19 protein-coding genes are annotated in these 18,207 nt (G+C 39.0%); 16 read left to right on the top strand and 3 right to left on the bottom strand.

Translation table 11 applies throughout. The annotated features are described in order from the left end of the window. Window positions 1–3 precede the first annotated feature (3 nt). The 11 genes from HWV58_RS17340 (at window position 4) to HWV58_RS17390 (ending at window position 10,559) form a co-directional block, all read left to right on the top strand. Complete coding sequence (locus HWV58_RS17340) at window positions 4–1,731, top strand: M23 family metallopeptidase (protein ID WP_175635299.1); 1,728 nt, start codon at window positions 4–6, stop codon at window positions 1,729–1,731. A 246-nt stretch (window positions 1,732–1,977) separates the two neighbouring features. After that, window positions 1,978–2,442 (top strand): thioredoxin-dependent thiol peroxidase, encoded by a 465-nt coding sequence (gene bcp, locus HWV58_RS17345; RefSeq protein ID WP_175635300.1) that lies wholly within the window; start codon window positions 1,978–1,980, stop codon window positions 2,440–2,442. 57 nt (window positions 2,443–2,499) lie between these two features. Further along, a complete protein-coding gene (locus HWV58_RS17350) occupies window positions 2,500–3,345 on the top strand; it encodes a transketolase (protein WP_175635301.1) in 846 nt (281 codons plus the stop codon). Window positions 3,346–3,434: 89 nt separating this feature from the next. After that, a complete protein-coding gene (locus HWV58_RS17355) occupies window positions 3,435–4,391 on the top strand; it encodes a transketolase family protein (protein WP_029274068.1) in 957 nt (318 codons plus the stop codon). Window positions 4,392–4,483: 92 nt separating this feature from the next. Beyond that, window positions 4,484–5,044 (top strand): RNA polymerase sigma factor, encoded by a 561-nt coding sequence (locus HWV58_RS17360; protein ID WP_175635302.1) that lies wholly within the window; start codon window positions 4,484–4,486, stop codon window positions 5,042–5,044. Between the two features lie 33 nt (window positions 5,045–5,077). Then, a complete protein-coding gene (locus tag HWV58_RS17365) occupies window positions 5,078–5,725 on the top strand; it encodes a hypothetical protein (RefSeq protein WP_175635303.1) in 648 nt (215 codons plus the stop codon). 7 nt (window positions 5,726–5,732) lie between these two features. Further along, the gene (locus HWV58_RS17370; RefSeq protein ID WP_175635304.1) at window positions 5,733–6,173 is read left to right on the top strand and encodes a hypothetical protein; all 441 of its coding nucleotides are present in this window, start codon (window positions 5,733–5,735) and stop codon (window positions 6,171–6,173) included. A gap of 466 nt (window positions 6,174–6,639) precedes the next feature. Next, complete coding sequence (locus HWV58_RS17375; protein ID WP_175635305.1) at window positions 6,640–7,830, top strand: aspartate aminotransferase family protein; 1,191 nt, start codon at window positions 6,640–6,642, stop codon at window positions 7,828–7,830. 105 nt (window positions 7,831–7,935) lie between these two features. Further along, the gene (locus HWV58_RS17380; protein WP_175635306.1) at window positions 7,936–8,613 is read left to right on the top strand and encodes a response regulator transcription factor; all 678 of its coding nucleotides are present in this window, start codon (window positions 7,936–7,938) and stop codon (window positions 8,611–8,613) included. Window positions 8,614–8,661: 48 nt separating this feature from the next. Then, window positions 8,662–9,981: a sensor histidine kinase gene (locus HWV58_RS17385; RefSeq protein ID WP_175635307.1), complete on the top strand. Its 1,320-nt coding sequence runs from the start codon at window positions 8,662–8,664 to the stop codon at window positions 9,979–9,981. A gap of 110 nt (window positions 9,982–10,091) precedes the next feature. After that, a complete protein-coding gene (locus tag HWV58_RS17390) occupies window positions 10,092–10,559 on the top strand; it encodes a hypothetical protein (RefSeq protein ID WP_175635308.1) in 468 nt (155 codons plus the stop codon). 123 nt (window positions 10,560–10,682) lie between these two features. Here HWV58_RS17390 and HWV58_RS17395 read toward each other — a convergent pair whose 3' ends face one another. From HWV58_RS17395 to panB, 3 genes are all read right to left on the bottom strand, one after another. Then, on the bottom strand, window positions 10,683–11,108 hold the full coding sequence (locus HWV58_RS17395) for a hypothetical protein (RefSeq protein WP_175635309.1): 426 nt from the start codon (window positions 11,106–11,108) through the stop codon (window positions 10,683–10,685). A gap of 88 nt (window positions 11,109–11,196) precedes the next feature. Then, entirely contained in the window at window positions 11,197–11,883 is a 687-nt protein-coding gene (locus tag HWV58_RS17400) for an RluA family pseudouridine synthase (protein WP_175635310.1), read from the bottom strand. Between the two features lie 138 nt (window positions 11,884–12,021). Continuing rightward, window positions 12,022–12,837, bottom strand: coding sequence for a 3-methyl-2-oxobutanoate hydroxymethyltransferase (gene panB, locus HWV58_RS17405; RefSeq protein ID WP_175635311.1), 816 nt, complete (start codon window positions 12,835–12,837; stop codon window positions 12,022–12,024). Between the two features lie 320 nt (window positions 12,838–13,157). On the opposite strand from panB, the gene carA reads away from it, so the two are divergent. The 5 genes from carA to HWV58_RS17430 all read left to right on the top strand — a co-directional run bounded on the left by carA (window position 13,158) and on the right by HWV58_RS17430 (window position 18,201). After that, window positions 13,158–14,270, top strand: coding sequence for a glutamine-hydrolyzing carbamoyl-phosphate synthase small subunit (gene carA, locus HWV58_RS17410; RefSeq protein ID WP_175635312.1), 1,113 nt, complete (start codon window positions 13,158–13,160; stop codon window positions 14,268–14,270). A gap of 190 nt (window positions 14,271–14,460) precedes the next feature. Beyond that, entirely contained in the window at window positions 14,461–15,225 is a 765-nt protein-coding gene (locus HWV58_RS17415; RefSeq protein WP_175635313.1) for an ABC transporter ATP-binding protein, read from the top strand. Between the two features lie 47 nt (window positions 15,226–15,272). Beyond that, complete coding sequence (locus tag HWV58_RS17420; RefSeq protein ID WP_175635314.1) at window positions 15,273–16,394, top strand: ABC transporter permease; 1,122 nt, start codon at window positions 15,273–15,275, stop codon at window positions 16,392–16,394. A 447-nt stretch (window positions 16,395–16,841) separates the two neighbouring features. Beyond that, window positions 16,842–17,465 carry a Fic family protein gene (locus tag HWV58_RS24300; RefSeq protein WP_262890333.1) on the top strand — a complete coding sequence of 208 codons (624 nt, stop codon included), beginning with the start codon at window positions 16,842–16,844 and terminating at the stop codon, window positions 17,463–17,465. A gap of 55 nt (window positions 17,466–17,520) precedes the next feature. Further along, a complete protein-coding gene (locus tag HWV58_RS17430; RefSeq protein ID WP_175635315.1) occupies window positions 17,521–18,201 on the top strand; it encodes an XAC2610-related protein in 681 nt (226 codons plus the stop codon). Window positions 18,202–18,207: the final 6 nt, after the last annotated feature.

Consider the following 18,207-nt stretch of genomic DNA (forward strand, 5'->3'; position numbering starts at 1 on the left):
CGAATGACTAAAAATCCGATCCTCTACTTCAGTAAGCTTACACTTTTATTTTTATCAGCTTTTAATTTCGCACAGGCACAACAGATTTTCAGCAGCAATAAATACCCCATTACCGATTTCAGGCAACCTTTAGATATTGCTCCTCCTGCCCTTGCGGGCTCATTTGGAGAAATCAGGGGGAACCATTTCCACTCCGGCATCGATTTCAGGACTAACCAGCGCGAAGGCTATCCGGTGTATGCCGTTGCTGATGGTTATATTTCGCGGCTAAGAGTGCAGAACAGTGGCTTCGGTCAGGCGCTTTATATTAACCACCCCAATGGTTTTACCACAGTTTATGGTCATTTACAACGCTTTGCCCCTAAAATTGCAACGGTAGTTAAAAACCTCGAGTACGAAAAAAAGTCTTTCGAAATTGATGAGTTTCCCGATGCTACCCTAATTCCAGTGCATAAAGGCGATATTATTGCCTGGTCGGGCAACCGCGGGAGCTCCGGTGGTCCGCATTTACACTTTGAAATCAGGGATACCAAAACCGAAGAAACCATTAACCCCCAATTTTTTGGCATCATCATTCCCGACAACATTCCACCTGTTATCCATGGTCTTTATGTTTATCGCCTAAACGGAAAAACTTTTAACGAATTTACCCCCAAACAAGCCATTGGCATTACAGGAGCAGGTGGCCAATATAAAACTTCAGCCCCAGTTAGTTTAACGGGAGAAGTGGGTTTTGGCATTGTGGTTACCGACAGGCACAATGGTTTATCGGGCACCAATGGGGTTTACTCTATCCAGCTGGAGCTCGACGGCAAGAAGGTTTATACTTCGGCATTAGAACGTTTTGCCTTTGAAGACAGCAAGGCCATTAATTCACATATTGATTATCCAACTTATATCAATACAAAAAGAAGCATTCAAAAAAGTTTTGTTGATCCGGGCAATCCGTTAAAAATATACAGTGGTCTGGTAAATAGCGGCAGGATCAATTTCAACGATGGTGCTGCACACCAGTTGCGCTACATCATTACCGATTCGAAGGGAAATTCGTCTGTTTTACCTTTTACCATTAACTCAGGTACTGCACCTGTGGCTGCTCCAACTGTCCCTGCTGGCATCATTTACCCTTACAACAAGGTAAACGAATTTAATAATGAAGATGTTAAGGTTATTTTTCCGATGGGTACTTTATACAACGACCTTAATTTCAGTTATAAAAAACTTCCTAAACCAGCCGGAAATGCCTGGTCTGCAATACATCAGATCCATAACCGATATACTCCGCTACACATTGGTTTCGATTTGTGGATCAAAGCGGATAACCTTCCCGAAAATTTAAGAAGTAAAGCCCTGATTGTAAACACAAATGGTTCATCACAAGGCGGCAGTTTCGATAATGGTTTCGTTAAGGCTACCCCAAAAAACTTTGGCAGCTTTTACATCGCTACCGATACCATCGCACCGAGAATTGTACCTGTTAATATTGGAGAAGGCCGGAATATGGCAGGTTTATCGAAAATGACTTTTAAAATCAGTGATAATTTATCAGGCATTAAAAGTTTTAATGGCTATATAGATGGCAAATGGGTTTTAATGGAGTTTGATGCCAAAACGGCTACACTATGGCACAGTTTCGACGAGCGGACAAGCGCAGGTAAACATAGCCTTGAGCTGGTAGTAACTGATATGAAGGAAAACACCAGGCGTTATAGCGTGGGCTTTTCAAGGTAAGCTTGAAATAATCAAATCACAAGCACCAATTATCAAACCTGGCACAAATCTTTAATTGGCAAATTCTATTGATAGAAACTTTGATAATTGGTGCTTGGTTATTGATGCTTGGTTATTGATCATTAAATATCGGTTATTAATTAACCTAAAGTCATCTTTTAACATATATTGAACACTATAATGGCTTAAACTGTTTAACTTGCACATTCAATCATTTTACCAGTCAAAAATTCAATCATTAATAATATGGCAGAGTTAAAAGAAGGTGATCAGGCACCTGCAATTACATCGAAAGATCAAAACGGTATTGAGGTATCGTTAAGTGATTACCAGGGAAAAACGGTGGTCCTGTATTTTTATCCGAAAGATGATACCCCGGGCTGTACCGCTGAGGCTTGTGATTTCAGAGACAACTACCAGGGCTTACAGGCTAAAGGTATTGTAGTTTTAGGCGTAAGTGTTGACGACGAAAAATCACATCAGAAATTTGTAACCAAACACAACTTACCATTTACCCTATTGGCAGATACCGACCAGAAAATCGTAAATGATTATGGTGTTTGGGCCGAAAAAAACATGTATGGTAAAAAATATATGGGTACCGTACGCACCACTTTTATTATTGATGGCGAAGGCAAAATTGCCCACATCATTAAAAAAGTAGACACTAAAAATTCAACACAACAAGTACTCGATTTAATCAATAACTAATTATGATATAGCAAGTAAAATATTAACTTTGCTATGTAACAACAACCTCTAATTTTAATGAAACATACAATTAAAGAGCTAGAAGATATTGCCTCTCAGATCAGACGAGATATCGTTAGAATGGTTCACGGATGTCAGTCTGGCCACCCTGGTGCCTCACTTGGATGCGCAGATTTTTTTACTGCTTTATACTTTGAAGTAATGAACCACAAAACCGACTTCACCATGGAAGGTGCAGGCGAAGATTTGTTTTTCTTATCTAACGGACACATTTCTCCGGTTTGGTACAGTACTTTGGCACATGCGGGCTATTTTGACAAAAGTGAATTGGCAACTTTCCGTAAGTTAGACTCTAGATTGCAAGGCCACCCTACCACACACGAACATTTACCAGGTATACGTGTAGCTTCAGGCTCTTTGGGCCAGGGCTTATCAGTTGCTATTGGTGCTGCCTTAGCCAAAAAATTAAACGGCGATAAATCTATCATCTTTGCATTATTGGGCGATGGAGAATTACAGGAAGGCCAAAACTGGGAAGCAGCCATGTTTGCCCCATTCAATAAAGTAGATCATTTAATTGCTTCTGTTGATTATAACGGTCAGCAAATTGACGGTCCTACGAGTAAAGTACTTGCCCTAGATGATTTGCAAGCTAAATTCGAAGCTTTTGGATGGCATGTAATCAATACCGATGGTAACGATATGCAGTCGATTGTTGAAGGTTTACATTATGCTAAAACTTTAACAGGAAAAGGCAAACCAATCTTAAATTTAATGAGCACACAAATGGGTGCAGGCGTAGATTATATGATGGGTACGCATAAATGGCACGGTACAGCACCAAACGACGAACAGTTGGCTGCCGCATTAGCTCAATTACCAGAAACTTTAGGGGACTACTAAAAACAGACTGGAGAGAACAGACACGAGATTTGAGGCAATTATAGTTCAATCTCGCTTCATAACACTCCAATCTCATATTTAAAGAAATAATGAAAAAATACACATATACAGAAAAAAAAGATACACGTTCGGGATTTGGCGCTGGCTTACATGAAGCCGGTAAGAAAAACGAAAATGTGGTTGCCTTATGTGCCGACTTAGTTGGATCGCTTAAAATGGACGCTTTCATTAAAGATTTTCCTGAGCGTTTTACACAGGTTGGTATTGCCGAAGCCAACATGATTGGTATTGCAGCCGGTATGACTATTGGCGGTAAAATTCCTTTCACTGGTACTTTTGCCAACTTTTCCACAGGCCGGGTTTACGATCAGATCCGTCAATCTGTTGCCTACTCAAATAAAAACGTAAAAATCTGTGCTTCACACGCGGGTTTAACCCTTGGCGAAGATGGTGCAACACACCAGATTTTAGAAGATATAGGTTTAATGAAAATGTTGCCGGGTATGGTGGTAATCAATCCATGCGATTATAACCAAACTAAGGCAGCTACAATGGCTATCGCCGAGTACGAAGGTCCGGTCTACCTGCGTTTTGGTCGTCCGGTAATTCCTGTGTTTACAGATCCTGATCAGAAATTCGAGATTGGTAAAGCCTGGATGGTTAACGAAGGTACCGATGTAACCATTATTGCAACTGGCCACATGGTTTGGAAAGCAATCGAAGCTGGCGAAAAACTGGCAGAACTGGGGATTGATGCGGAAATTATAAATATCCACACCATTAAACCTTTGGACGACGAAGCGATCTTAAAATCAGTGAAAAAAACCGGTTGTGTGGTAACCTGCGAAGAGCACAACAAATTTGGAGGCTTAGGCGAAAGCGTTGCGCGTTTGTTAACCACCGAATTGCCAACTCCACAAGAGTTCGTAGCCACTAACGATACTTTCGGCGAAAGCGGAACACCAGATCAATTAATGTCTAAATACGGATTAGATGCCGTGAACATTGTTGAAGCTGTGCAAAAAGTAATCGGCAGGAAAAAATAGAATTAAAAATTTAACCACAAAGACACCAGGAACACTAAGCATAACCAAACCTTCGTGTTCTTAGTGTCTTTGTGGTTTTATAATTATCATAAATGAGACAAGTTGAAGATTCAGAAATTCTTGAAATGTTTGCCGTCGAGAAGACTCGTAATGAAGCCTTTAACCTGCTTTTAAAAAAATATCAGCAAAAAATTTACTGGCACATTAGAAGATTGGTGCTAAACCACGACGACTGCGACGACCTTTTGCAGGAAGTATTTGTTAAAGTTTGGAAAAACCTCGATAAATTCAGAAGTGATTCGCAATTATATACCTGGATATACCGCATTGCTACCAACGAATCGATTACTTTTTTAAACAAACAAAAGCAAAAAAATAATACCCCTTTAGATGAAGTTTCATCGGAGTTGGCCGATAATCTGGTTGCATCATCGTATTTCAACGGCGATAAACTCGAATTAAAGCTGCAAAAAGCCATCCTTACCCTTCCCGAAAAACAACGCATTATCTTCAATATGAAATATTTTGATGATATGAAATATGAAGAAATTTCGGAGGTATTGGGTACTTCAGTCGGGGCCCTAAAAGCATCGTTTCATATCGCGGCAAAAAAAATTGAAGCTTTTATAACAAATGATGAAATAGACTATTAAACCTTTTCGCATTAATTGTATCATATATCTGTGATGAACGAGAATTTAGAAAACAACGATTGGATTAACGAAGCTCCTACCCTTGCGGCTATGGGGAAACGCAATCCCTTTGCTGTTCCGGATGGATATTTCGAAAGTGTTGAAGAGCAAACGCTTAGTGCTGTCTTTTTGGATGGCCTGAAGAAAAAAACAAACCAAAATAGTTTTGAAGTTCCGCAAAATTATTTTGAAGATTTAACGGAACGCATTGAAACGCGGATCAGCTTATCTGAAATGCCAAAAGCACAGCCATTTGCTGTCCCGGAAAACTATTTTGATACCTTACAAAGCAGAATCAACAATAAAATTGCAGCAGAAACGCCTCAAAAGGTGGCTAAGATTGTTCCCCTTTGGAGAAAAAATATGGTTAAGTATGCGAGTGCAGCATGTTTTGTATTAATGGCTACATTTGGTGCATATTTTTACCAAAACAATCCATCGGTACCTGTAGCAAAAACACCACTGGCCGATCTTGCCAACGAGCAACTGTTATATGATATTGATGAGAATACCATTATTGAGCATTTGGATGCCCAGAATACCAACTCATCTAAAACTAATTCTGCGTCAGATACAGAAATGGAAAACTATATCCTGAGTCATTTTTCATCAAATGATTTATCTCAGGAACTAAATAATTAATTAAGAAATGAAGAATTTACTTTTTGTTGCTTTAATTTTTCTATTACCCACGACCCTCTTGGCCCAAAGACCAAAGGGAGAAGAAATAGAATCACTTAAAATAGCCTTTTTCACTCAAAAACTCGATTTATCCCCTGAAGAGGCTAAAATCTTCTGGCCAATTTACAACGATATGCAGGCAGAACAAAATGCTTTACGTAAAGAGCGTATGCAAAAAATGATCTCTTTCAGGAAAGTAGATGAGATAGATAATTTAAGTGATGCACAAGTTCAAAGCTTAATTACAAGCGAATTTGATTTCAGACAGCGTGATTTAAATCTCGAAAAGAAGTATTATAATAAGCTAAAATCGGCCTTACCCATCAAGGTAATAGGTAAATTTTACCGGGCACAGGAAGGTTTTAAGCGAGAGCTGCTTAACAGGTATAGGGGCGGACAAAAACCCTGATAAAAAAGACTTACAGAGATGTAGGTCTTTTTTGTTTTAATACTCATTTGATAGACATCGAAATATTGAATATAATGCATCTCCCAAACATAGATGCAGAATAAGTCGAAGAAGAAATTTCATTGATGTTCAAACTCGTGAAAGCTTTCATATTAGCCAGGTTCTTACCCTGAATATCATATTTAAATCTACCCATAACCGGATTATATTGCAATTCAGTACCAATCAAATGAAAAGTTTGTTTTTTCATACGCTCATCAAGCACATCATTCCACTAAATAATAGTTTCTTCATTTTTTTAAAGTTTTAAGGTTAATTTATTTGATTAATTTCACCTCAAACCTCATTGATAAAAACCTAAAATAAAATTTTCTGCATCAACAACCATTGGCCGTAAGTATATTGGTTTTTATCATAAGATGTCGAGCAAGGATAAGAATCTTGCTTAAATCAGTACTTTTGTCCTATGCTTACTCAACGTCAGTTGTTTTTACAACACAATGCACAAACCTCTCCTGAACCTTTAATGCTCGAATTTGTAAGGGCAAAAGGAATTTATATTTACGATGCGCAAGACAAAAAACATATCGATCTGATTGCCGGTATCGGCGTAAGTAATGTGGGCCATTGCCACCCGGCTGTGGTTAAAGCCATTAAAGATCAGGTAGAAACCTATATGCATTTAATGGTTTACGGAGAATACGTCCAAAGTCCGCAGGTAAATTTTGCCAAGGCACTGGCCGATATTTTACCAGAAAGCTTAAGCTGCACCTATTTTTTAAATTCAGGCACTGAAGCTGTAGAAGGAGCCATGAAACTTGCTAAACGTTACACTGGTAGAAAGGGTTTTATTGCCTGTAAAAATGCCTACCATGGGAGTACCCAAGGAGCAGAAAGTTTAATGGAAAGCGATTTCTATTCGTCAGGATACGGTCCATTTCTTCCTAACGTAAGCTTTATTGAACATAACCAAATTGCCGACCTGGCTAAAATAACCACCGATATTGCGGCTGTTTTTATCGAGCCCATACAGGGTGAGGCAGGTATCCGTGTAGCAGACCTTAGCTATATGCAGGCCTTAAAAGCCAGATGCCAGGAAACTGGAACCCTACTCATATTTGATGAAATTCAGTCGGGTTTTGGCCGAAGTGGTAAAATGTTTGCCTTTGAACATTATAATTTAGTGCCCGATGTATTGCTTTTGGCAAAAGGCATCGGTGGTGGTATGCCCATCGGGGCTTTTATTAGTTCGCTCGAAATTATGTCGGTACTCTCACATACCCCAATTTTAGGCCACATGACTACCTTTGGCGGCCACCCGGTTTGTTGTGCTGCTGGCTTAGCCACTTTGCGCACGCTGATTGATGACCATGTTGTAGCTGAAGTAGAAGAAAAAGGAAAATTATTTAAACAACTGCTTAAACATCCGGCCATTAAGGAAATACGTGGCAAAGGCTTAATGCTGGCGGTTGAGTTTGAAAATTTCGAAACGAATAAAAAAATTATCGATGCCTGTATTCTCGATGGTATCCTATCCGATTGGTTTTTGCATTGCAGCAATTCGATGCGCATTGCTCCACCTTTAATTATAACTAAGGAAGAAATTGAAGAAGCTTGTGCCATCATATTAAAAAATATTAACTTAGTTGCAGGGTAATAGCATTATACAAAAGGTAAAAAGCATAGCGCTTTGAGTTAAAAGACTAAAGAAAAACCTTGATTATAGAAAGACACAAACTGAAAATTGTAAACCGAAAACTGAATGAACGTACTCATAGTTGAAGATGAAAAGAGCCTCGCGCTCGAAATGGATGAGTTTCTAAGTAAAGAAGGCTTTATTGTAGAACATGCCTGGAAAAAATCATCGGCCGAAGAAAAAATCTTCGTGAACAATTACGATTTCATTTTATTAGACCTGGGTTTGCCTGATGGTGATGGATTTGAAGTGTTGAAACAATTGAAAGCAATCAAAGACCGAGATGATGCGGTAATTATTTTAACCGCCCGCAGCGCAGTAGACGACCGGATTAAAGGGCTTGATGAAGGTGCCGACGATTATTTACCCAAACCATTTTCATTAAATGAGCTTTTGGCACGTATGCATGCCATTACACGCCGCAAACACAAGCTCGAGAAAAACGAAATCAATATCCATAACTTCTTACTAAACATCCAAAACAGAACGGTTTCTTTTGGAGATGAAAGGTTAAACCTGACCAAAAAAGAATTCGAGATTTTTAATTATCTGGTGCTGAATAAAAACAGAGTGGTATCGAGAATGAGCTTAACAGAGCATGTTTGGGGAGATATTTTAGAAGTAAACTCCGATTCGAACTTTGTTGATGTGCACGTTAAAAATTTAAGAAAAAAACTGGCTAATATCTCTCCTATTGATTGGTTCGAAACAGTAAGAAGCATTGGCTACCGGATAAACTGTTAACGCATAGACCGGCACAGATTCCATTTTTCATAAAACATCATCCATATAATGAAGTTACAGGTTAAGTTTTCTTTATATAATGCGATCACCAAAATTGCCATTATCCTGGTTTTGGGAGCCATCATTATATTTTCGCTGGACAGACTTGCCTACAACCAGTTCGATAACCGGCTGATCAAAAAGAAGAACAAAATCATTAAAAATCTCACGGATAATGAAATTGACAGCCTGCTAAACAAAGAACAATCTTTTACCGATTACAATATTTTAAAGGAAGAGTTTATCGTTTTAACCGACATTCCGGATAACCAAACCGACTCCAGTGCCAAGGTTTTTACCGAAAAGCGCGAAATTGAGGGCGATATTGAGGTTTACAGGATTTTAAACTATAAATTTTCTTACCATACCAACTGGTACAACCTCGAAATTGGGGAAACCATGACTGCACTACAATCGATTAAGAATTCGATCCGTTTTTATATGCTTGTGGTATTGGTGGCCGCCCTGTTAGTTACTTTGGTAGCTGATTATACTTTTTCTAACTTCCTTTTAAAGCCTTTTTATCTCATTATCGATAAGAAAATTAACCGGGTAGACGACCCAACGCATTTTAATTACCAGAATATCCCCACCAATACCGACGATTTTAAGATCCTTGATAACAGTATAAACTCTTTAATGCGGAAAATAAATACCCTTTTCGCATTAGAAAAGCAGTTTATTGCCAACGTTTCGCACGAGTTACTCACACCTATCTCTATATTAAGTACCCGCTTCGAAAATATGCTCAACACGCCCGGTATCCCGGTTGAGCACGAAAACAAACTATATGCGTCTTTAAAAACTTTAAACCGTTTGCGGGTAATTATCAATAGCCTGCTCTTAATTTCGAAGGTAGAGAATAATCAGTACCTGAAAACAGAAGAAATTAGCTTAAAACAAGAAATAGACGATATTTATGAGGATCTGGAAGACCGGATTACGGATAAAAAAATCACTTTCAAGGTTAACTTGCTAAAAGATTTTCACTTTACCGGAAATAAAGCCCTTATACATACACTTTTGGTCAATATCATTAACAATGCCATTAAATACAATGTAACGGGTGGATCAATCGATATTTCAGATAAAATCGACCAGGAACAATACATCTTAACGATTGGCGACAGCGGACAAGGCATGAGTCCAGCGCTCGTAGAAGATGCTTTCGACCGTTTTAAAAGGGGGAACAGTGAAGAAAATGGATTTGGTTTAGGACTGGCGATTGTTCAGAGCATTGCTAAATTCCATAAAATTGAGGTGGATATCCAATCGGAAGAGCACAAAGGCACCCATATTTCACTGCTTTTTAAAATGCCTCAGACTTAAAAAAGGCCGCATATCGTAATACTGGATCGCATTGATTTCCATACCTTTTATCGATTATGAAATACTTTGGCAAAGCCTTTGCTTAGCTATAAAAATCAAACCGTAAGAAAATGAAAAACATCTTTGCAATATTTACGATTGCCCTGTTTGCTGCATGCCAGGGAGGTACAGCCAAAAAGACACAGGCCAAAATAGATTCAACCATTGTTAGCAATGCCGCAACCCCAGAAAATGCCATAACCTGTTACCAATATATTAAAAATCGTGATACTGTTACCTTATCTGTAAAAGCAGCAGGAAATCAGGTTAGCGGAAGTTTAGGCTACAATCTTTACGAAAAGGATAAAAATTCGGGCACTTTTACCGGTCTGGTTAAAGGCGATACCCTGATTGCCGATTACACTTTCCATTCAGAAGGTAAAATCTCAGTACGGCAAATTGCCTTACTAAAACAGGGCGATAAACTAATAGAGGGTTTTGGCGATGTGCAGGAAATTAAAGGTAATATGAAATTTAAAGATATCAGCAAACTGAAATTCAACAACTCAATTGTATTTAGCAAAATAGATTGCAAATAGAAGAATTTCGTCATTGCGAGAAGGCTTTTTCAGCCGACGAAGCAATCTTTATAGCAAGAATTATCGGCATGAAAGATTGCTTCGTCGTTCCTTCTCGCAATGACGATTTTTCGAGTAATTTAATTACTTTATAGCTTCTGTAGCTGCTTTCGACCATTCTTCACTTAGCTTTAATACATAGTCTGAGTACTTTTGTATCTCATCAGGCTTAAGCTTGCTGGCCCAGGTTGTTGCCTGGCTGGCCCAAACAGTGTATTTTTCACTAATGGCTTTAATTTCGGCCGCATTTTTAGTCTTTAAAGCCGCTACATAATCATCTTTTAGTTTAGCATATTCGGCCAACCCCTTGTTCACTTCTTCGCTCGAAAAAGATGGGGCATCGGTTTTAACAATTTCAGTTGTTTTTGTCGTAACTTTTGTAATTGTGTCTCCACTAGCGGAAACGGTACTCGAATCTTTAATTGTCTCTGTTTTTCGGGTGTTTTCGCACGAAACAAGCGTTACAGCGAATAAAGCAATCGCAGCAACAGTGTAGATGGTATTTTTCATTGTTTTTTGGTTTTTTATCGGATAGTAGTTAAAGATTGTGCCAAAAAATACAACCCTTTCAAAACCAGAAAAAAAACAAAGCTAAATATTAAAGATCTTCAAACCTTTCCCAAAAGCCATCAACCGGCAATTTGGCAAAAATATTTACAGGTTCTTTTTTAACGGGGTGAATAAACTGCAGGCGGCGTGCGTGTAAACAGATACTTCCCTTTCTACTTCCGCGCGGGTAGCCGTATTTGTTATCGCCCATAATGGGACAGCCCATTGATGAAAGCTGTACTCTAATCTGGTGCGACCGTCCTGTTAAAGGATCAACTTCTAATAAATAATAATCGCCAACCTTAGCTTTTAATTTATAAGAAAGTTCAGCCCGCTGGCTACCGGTAACTTCTGTATTGTAATAAGAAACTACATTTTTTTGTGGGTTTTTAACCAGCCAGTGAACCAGTGTAGCAGATTCTCTTTCAGGCTTATTTTTAACCACCGCCCAATATGTTTTCTTCACCTCCCTGTTTTTGAAAACGGCGTTCATCCGTTCTAAAGCCTTACTGGTTTTAGCAAATAGGATAACCCCACTTACAGGTCGGTCTAAACGATGTACCACCCCTAAAAAAGCACCATTGGGTTTATTATACTTTTTAGCAATGTACTTTTTCACCTGCTCATCCAATGGTTCATCGCCGGTTTCGTCAACCTGCACAATATCTCCTGCTCTTTTATTAATGGCAATTAGATGGTTGTCTTCAAAAAGTATGTCGTTATCGGTAATGGGCATTATAAAGGTTAACTATTAATTGTTCAAATCGGTTAGTTCAATAGCAAAATTGTAGGATGGCTAATTTTTTAACTGAAAATTATCAACTGAAAAACTGCTTCAGAAGAGTTAATTGGTTAAAGATTTAAAGCTTCAGGCTTAATATTGTTCTTTTTCGTTCGGAAAATCGTTTGCTTTCACATCGCGGATGTACGATTGTGCAGCACCCAGAATTTCATCGTACAAATTAATATACTGACGTAAGAAGCGGGGTTTAAAACCTTTGGTTAATCCAATCATATCATTCACAACCAGTACCTGCCCATCGCAATGCTGCCCGGCTCCAATACCAATGGTTGGAATATTGAGGCTTTCGGTTACTTCTTTGCCCAGAGCAGCCGGAATTTTTTCTAAAACGATACCAAAACAGCCTGCAGCCTGTAGAGCCAGCACATCGCTTTTAAGTTTATTGGCTTCTTCTTCTTCTTTTGCACGTACCGTGTAAGTACCAAATTTATAAATAGATTGCGGCGTTAGGCCCAAGTGCCCCATTACCGGTATTCCGGCAGTAATTATACGCTGTACTGATTCTATAATTTCTTCCCCACCTTCTAGTTTAACTCCGTGTGCACCCGATTCTTTCATAATCCTGATGGCCGAATTTAAAGCTTCTTTCGAATTTCCCTGGTAAGAACCAAAAGGCAAATCGACTACAACAAAAGCACGTTTAACCGCTCTGATCACTGATGCGGCATGGTAAATCATCTGGTCTAAAGTAATAGGCAAGGTAGTTTCGTGACCAGCCATTACGTTAGAGGCTGAATCGCCTACCAGTAAAACGTCCAAACCTGCGTCATCCAAAATGGTTGCCATAGAATAATCGTAGGCCGTTAGCATAGATATTTTTTCACCACGTTGCTTCATTTCCTGTAACGTGTGCGTAGTGATCCGTTTAATTTCTTTATGTACCGACATGGGATTTGTTTTGTGTTGCCAAAAGTATTGTTTTTTATTTAATTAGCCGAAAAGACAAAAGCTAAAAGACAAAAGCTATCTCAGGTAAAAATCACTTTTTAAGGAAATCGTGTTCCATTGCTTTCTGCTTCAGTCTTTTGCTTCCGACTTCAACGTTATTTCACTTTTCTCTTTAAATTACAAATCTAAAATCCTATCTTTGTACCCCGAAATGGAAGGGATATATTCATCTTTTTTTGCAGCCCGCAAATACAGCTTTAATGCTGAGAGAACCCCTTTTTTCAACTCTTTTTTAAATCAAAATCCATATTGTAATTACCATGACTAACTACACCAAGTTACCTGCGATTTTATTACTGGCCGATGGCACAGTTTTTTACGGCAAAGCAGCCGGAAAGATTGGCACCACTACGGGCGAAATTTGTTTTAATACCGGGATGACAGGTTACCAGGAAATTTTTACCGATCCAAGTTATTTTGGACAGATAATGGTTACTACCAATTCGCACATTGGTAATTATGGGATCCATAAAGACGAAATCGAATCGGGTTCGATTAAAATTGCCGGTTTAGTTTGTAAAAATTACAACATTATTTATAGCCGTAAACAAGCTACTGAATCAATCCAGGATTATTTCCAGAACGATAATTTAGTTGCTATTTCTGATATCGATACCCGTGCATTGGTTCGCCATATCAGGGATAAAGGCGCAATGAATGCCATTATCTCTTCAGAAATCACTGATTTAGAGGAATTAAAGCAAAAATTGGCTGAGGTTCCGTCAATGGAAGGTTTAGAACTTTCATCAAAAGTGAGCACTACAGAGCCTTATTTTTACGGTAATCCTGACGCAAGTTTAAAAGTTGCTGCTTTGGATTTAGGTATCAAGAAAAACATCCTGCGCAATTTCGAAAGCCGCGACATTTACGTTCAGGTTTTCCCTGCAAAAACTACATTTGCCGAGATGGAAAAATTTAACCCTGATGGTTATTTCATTTCAAACGGCCCTGGCGATCCATCGGTTATGCCTTACGCTGTTGAAACCATTACTGCAATCTTAGCTGCCGATAAACCTTTATTCGGTATCTGCTTAGGTCACCAGTTATTAGCCGAAGCCAATGGCATTGGTACCATGAAAATGTTTAACGGTCACCGCGGTTTAAACCACCCGGTTAAAAATATCATTAAAAACCACTGTGAGGTAACTTCTCAAAACCACGGTTTCGGTGTAGTACCAGAAGAGGTGATAAACTCGGATAAAGTTGAAGTTACACACGTTAACCTGAACGATAAATCGATTGAAGGTATCCGTGTTAAAGGCAAAAAAGCCTTTTCGGTTCAATATCACCCTGAATCTTCACCAGGCCCACACGATTCGCGTTACTTGTTCGATGATTTTGTATCAGTAATCAAAGGCGAGTTAACCTGGTAATTTAAGCTTAAAGCAAAAAGACTAAAATCGCATACCATAATCTGCGGATCTACGGCAAATTCAGGCTGGAGATTCGCAGATTTGTTTTTATAACCCATTTCGCCTGAATAAAACATCATTTTACCGACATTTTAAGTCATAACTGATAAAATTCATTTTCAATTCATTTAAAGCTCCTTACATTCGCAACATGGAAACACCCAAAGCTATTATCAGTGTTAAAAACCTGGTAAAAAAGTACGATGATTTTGTGGCCGTTCAAGGTCTTAGTTTTGACGTTTACGAACATGAAATTTTTGGCTTACTTGGCCCAAATGGTGCTGGCAAAACCACTACACTCGAAATAATCGAAACTTTAAGGGATAAAACATCTGGCGAAATTACTGTTGATGGTTTCTCCGTAGACAAGCAGGCGCAGGAAATAAAACAAATTATCGGTGTACAGTTACAGGCCGCAGGTTATTACCCTAATTTAAACCTGATTGAGCTGATTGAGCTTTTTGCCGGTTTATATGGCGCTAACATTAAGCCAATGGAAATGCTAGAAAAAGTGAACTTGCAGGACAAAGCCAAGGCCAAATACAAAGCGCTTTCTGGAGGCCAGAAACAACGCTTTTCTATTGCTACCACACTCATTAACCAACCCAAAATTATCTTCCTCGATGAACCTACAACGGGCTTAGACCCACAAGCCAGGAGAAACTTATGGGATCTGATTACTGAAATCCGTAACGCAGGCACAACAGTGGTAATTACCACACACTACATGGATGAGGCCGAACAACTTTGCGACCGTGTGGCCTTTGTAGAACGCGGCGAAATCATTGCGCTTGATACACCAGATAATCTGATCGATCAATTGGTAAACAGCGGTTTCGAACGTAAAAAAGAGGTCAAAAAAGCTAACCTGGAAGATGTTTTCATCAACCTGACAGGTAAAGAGTGGAGAGAGTAAGATTAGAAATCTAAAACATAAGCCTGATATTAAATAGCAGAATTAATATGCAAAAAGATATACAAGATCAAAATTCAAATACCCCCTCGGGGGCAAACAGCTACAGCAATACCACAGCAACCCTGGCTTTGGCAAAAGCGAGTTTCCGTTCCATTATGCGCAGTCCTTCGGCTGTGGTTTTCACGCTTGCCTTCCCCCTGATATTTATCCTGGTTTTCGGTTTTTTAGGTGGTGGTGGTACCCACATCGATGTGGGTATCACGCCTGGATCGGACGTTAATAATCCGGTTATCGGCATGCTAGAGAAAACAGGGATGATTCGCCTGATAAAAGATAAACCTCAAGCAGAGTTCGATAAACTGCTTGAAAAAGGGAATGTTGATGCCATGATAGATGTACACCGGAAAGTAAATACCGCAGCCTATTCGGTAAATGTGGTTTACACCTCTGCATCAAGAGATAAAGGCGGTATCTTAAAATCAGTACTCAATAACCTCTTTTACGATAAAACTTTAAAGCCATCAGTTGCCGAAATACGCGAAAGCACCATAACCGGTCGCGAGTATAAAACAATAGATTTTATTCTGCCAGGCCAGTTAGGCTTCTCTTTATTAAGCACCGGGGTATTCGGAACAGCCTTCGTATTTTTGAGCCTGCGCCAAACACTGGTAATTAAACGCTTTTTTGCTACACCTGTAAAGCGATCGAGCATTGTAATTGGCGAAGGTATTGCACGCATAGGTTTTGCATTGATTGGGGCCTTGTTTATCATATTATTAGGCCATTTTTTCTTTGGCTTTACACTTATTCATGGCGCAGTCACGGTCGTCAACATGTTGCTGCTGGCTACTTTAGGAGTAATTGTGTTTATGGGATTTGGGTTTATTATTTCGGGCATTGCCAAAAATGAAAGCATGATCCCTCCCATTTCAAATATTGTAACCCTTCCCCAGTTCTTACTATCGGGAACTTTCTTTTCAATCGAGGCCTTCCCGAACTGGTTACAGCCTATTAGCAGAGCTTTACCGCTAACCTATTTAAATGATGCGATGCGCAAGGTAGCCTTTGAAGGGCTTGGACTTTGGGATGTAAAATTTCAAATTATGATTCTGTTAGTCTGGGGAATAGGTATTTACGCCGTTGCTGTTAAAGTATTCAAATGGGAATAATCAGAAAAAATTAATCAGCGACCGGATAACAGCAAATTATCCGGTATTTTTTTGGAAAAATTTTTAATATCGGATTATTAATTTTTTAATCCAAAACGATATTAGCAAATTTGGGTGTATGGAATTTAGATTTAGAAAATTTAGCAGAACTCCGACCTACCATAGATCGGTTGTACGAGAAAAAAGCAAGGCTTGATCATCAAGACCGCTACCCTCTAGCGCGTTGCACCGCATCAAAACCGATTTAAGCCAGAATTGAACGTATAACTCCAACGGTATAGAAGGGAACACGCTTACTCTGAAAGAACCCAACTGGTATTACAGGAAGGCATTACAATTAAAGGCAAATCGTTACGCGAACATTTTGAAGCTTTTAACCACGAAAAAGCCATCGATTACCTCTACACGCTGGTAAAAGAAAATTATATCCTCAGGAGTATAGACATTCTGTCGCTTCATGGCCTGGTATTGCGCAGCATAGAAGATAATTGTGCTGGTAGGTTAAGAAATGGAGGCGTTCGTATTGTTGGGGCCAATTTTACATCACCCAATGCTAGCAAAGTTTCCGATTTACTAGATGAGCTGATCACTTTCGTAAACGATAACCCATTGGGTTTAAATGACATCCAGCTTAGCACCATTTTTCACCATAAACTGGTTTGGACACACCCGTTTTTTGATGGTAACAGGCGTACGGTAAGGATAGCGATGAACCTGCTATTGATGCGAAAAGGTTTCCCTCCTGCTATTATTTTAAAGGCAGATCGTAAAAAGTACCATGAAGCATTAAACCAGGCCAATAAAGGGAATTACAGCAAACTTTGCCTGCTCATGCTGCAAGCATTAGAACGGTCTTTAAATATGTACATTAATGCACTGCCCGGAAACAGCTACGGCGATTACGAACCGATATCATTTATCGTTTCGGAACCCGATATACCCTATGACCAGGAATATGTAAGCCTACTGGCCCTTCAGGGCAAAATTGATGCCTACAAGGAAGGAAAAGACTGGCTAACTACTAAAGCAGCGGTAAAATCGTACATAACAACCCGAAAAAGGAAACGTTAACTTTTTTTAACTTTTAGCGAGCGGATATTGCAGTAATTTTATCGAAATTTTTTGAATGAAGAACTTAATATGCGCTTGCGCCTTTTTATTGATTGGCCATTATGCAAAAGCACAATTTAAATTTACGGCAAATAATAGCTCCAACAACTTTAAAGCTAAAATATTTGTAGAAAATTGTACCACAGGACATTGCAATGGAAAAGCTACCATTATTTTGTATGATAAGATTACGGACCAGGAAATGCAGACCTTTACTTCTAAAGACCTGGATTTTGGCTTAACTGAAATGCAAAACGCCCAGCTCGGCTGGCTCGATCTGGGTAAATACCAAACCCCACTTATATTTGGCGATTTCAATTTTGACGGTACCGAAGATCTCGCAATCAGAAATGGCAACAATGGTGCTTACGCCAGTCCATCTTACGACATCTACCTCTCAATTAATAATAAATTTGTGCCGAATGCGGCTTTAACTAAACTAGCAAGCGAAAACCTCGGATTGTTTGATGTTGACAAGAAAAATAAACAGCTTGCTATCCATCTGAAAAATGGTTGCTGCTTTGATAAGACCATCAACTACAAGTTTGATGTTAAGAAAGAACTTTATGAAGATTCTTCAGTTATCGAAGATTCGAGCATTGCAGATAATGTTACCGTAATTACCCAAAAACTGGTTGACGGCAAGATTAAAAAAACCGTGCAAAAATTTAAGTTTAAAGATTATTACAACCAATAAACATCG

Origin of the sequence: Pedobacter ghigonis, from assembly GCF_903166585.1 — a bacterium.
GTDB lineage: Bacteria > Bacteroidota > Bacteroidia > Sphingobacteriales > Sphingobacteriaceae > Pedobacter > Pedobacter ghigonis.

Excerpts from the sequence above, each read along its gene's own strand:
- HWV58_RS17340 (WP_175635299.1), top strand. The coding sequence starts at position 4 with ATGACTAAAAATCCGATCCTCTACTTCAGTAAGCTTACACTTTTATTT.
- bcp (WP_175635300.1), top strand. The coding sequence starts at position 1,978 with ATGGCAGAGTTAAAAGAAGGTGATCAGGCACCTGCAATTACATCGAAA.
- HWV58_RS17350 (WP_175635301.1), top strand. The coding sequence starts at position 2,500 with ATGAAACATACAATTAAAGAGCTAGAAGATATTGCCTCTCAGATCAGA.
- HWV58_RS17355 (WP_029274068.1), top strand. The coding sequence starts at position 3,435 with ATGAAAAAATACACATATACAGAAAAAAAAGATACACGTTCGGGATTT.
- HWV58_RS17360 (WP_175635302.1), top strand. The coding sequence starts at position 4,484 with ATGAGACAAGTTGAAGATTCAGAAATTCTTGAAATGTTTGCCGTCGAG.
- HWV58_RS17365 (WP_175635303.1), top strand. The coding sequence starts at position 5,078 with ATGAACGAGAATTTAGAAAACAACGATTGGATTAACGAAGCTCCTACC.
- HWV58_RS17370 (WP_175635304.1), top strand. The coding sequence starts at position 5,733 with ATGAAGAATTTACTTTTTGTTGCTTTAATTTTTCTATTACCCACGACC.
- HWV58_RS17375 (WP_175635305.1), top strand. The coding sequence starts at position 6,640 with ATGCTTACTCAACGTCAGTTGTTTTTACAACACAATGCACAAACCTCT.
- HWV58_RS17380 (WP_175635306.1), top strand. The coding sequence starts at position 7,936 with ATGAACGTACTCATAGTTGAAGATGAAAAGAGCCTCGCGCTCGAAATG.
- HWV58_RS17385 (WP_175635307.1), top strand. The coding sequence starts at position 8,662 with ATGAAGTTACAGGTTAAGTTTTCTTTATATAATGCGATCACCAAAATT.
- HWV58_RS17390 (WP_175635308.1), top strand. The coding sequence starts at position 10,092 with ATGAAAAACATCTTTGCAATATTTACGATTGCCCTGTTTGCTGCATGC.
- HWV58_RS17395 (WP_175635309.1), bottom strand. The coding sequence starts at position 11,108 with ATGAAAAATACCATCTACACTGTTGCTGCGATTGCTTTATTCGCTGTA.
- HWV58_RS17400 (WP_175635310.1), bottom strand. The coding sequence starts at position 11,883 with ATGCCCATTACCGATAACGACATACTTTTTGAAGACAACCATCTAATT.
- panB (WP_175635311.1), bottom strand. The coding sequence starts at position 12,837 with ATGTCGGTACATAAAGAAATTAAACGGATCACTACGCACACGTTACAG.
- carA (WP_175635312.1), top strand. The coding sequence starts at position 13,158 with ATGACTAACTACACCAAGTTACCTGCGATTTTATTACTGGCCGATGGC.
- HWV58_RS17415 (WP_175635313.1), top strand. The coding sequence starts at position 14,461 with ATGGAAACACCCAAAGCTATTATCAGTGTTAAAAACCTGGTAAAAAAG.
- HWV58_RS17420 (WP_175635314.1), top strand. The coding sequence starts at position 15,273 with ATGCAAAAAGATATACAAGATCAAAATTCAAATACCCCCTCGGGGGCA.
- HWV58_RS17430 (WP_175635315.1), top strand. The coding sequence starts at position 17,521 with ATGAAGAACTTAATATGCGCTTGCGCCTTTTTATTGATTGGCCATTAT.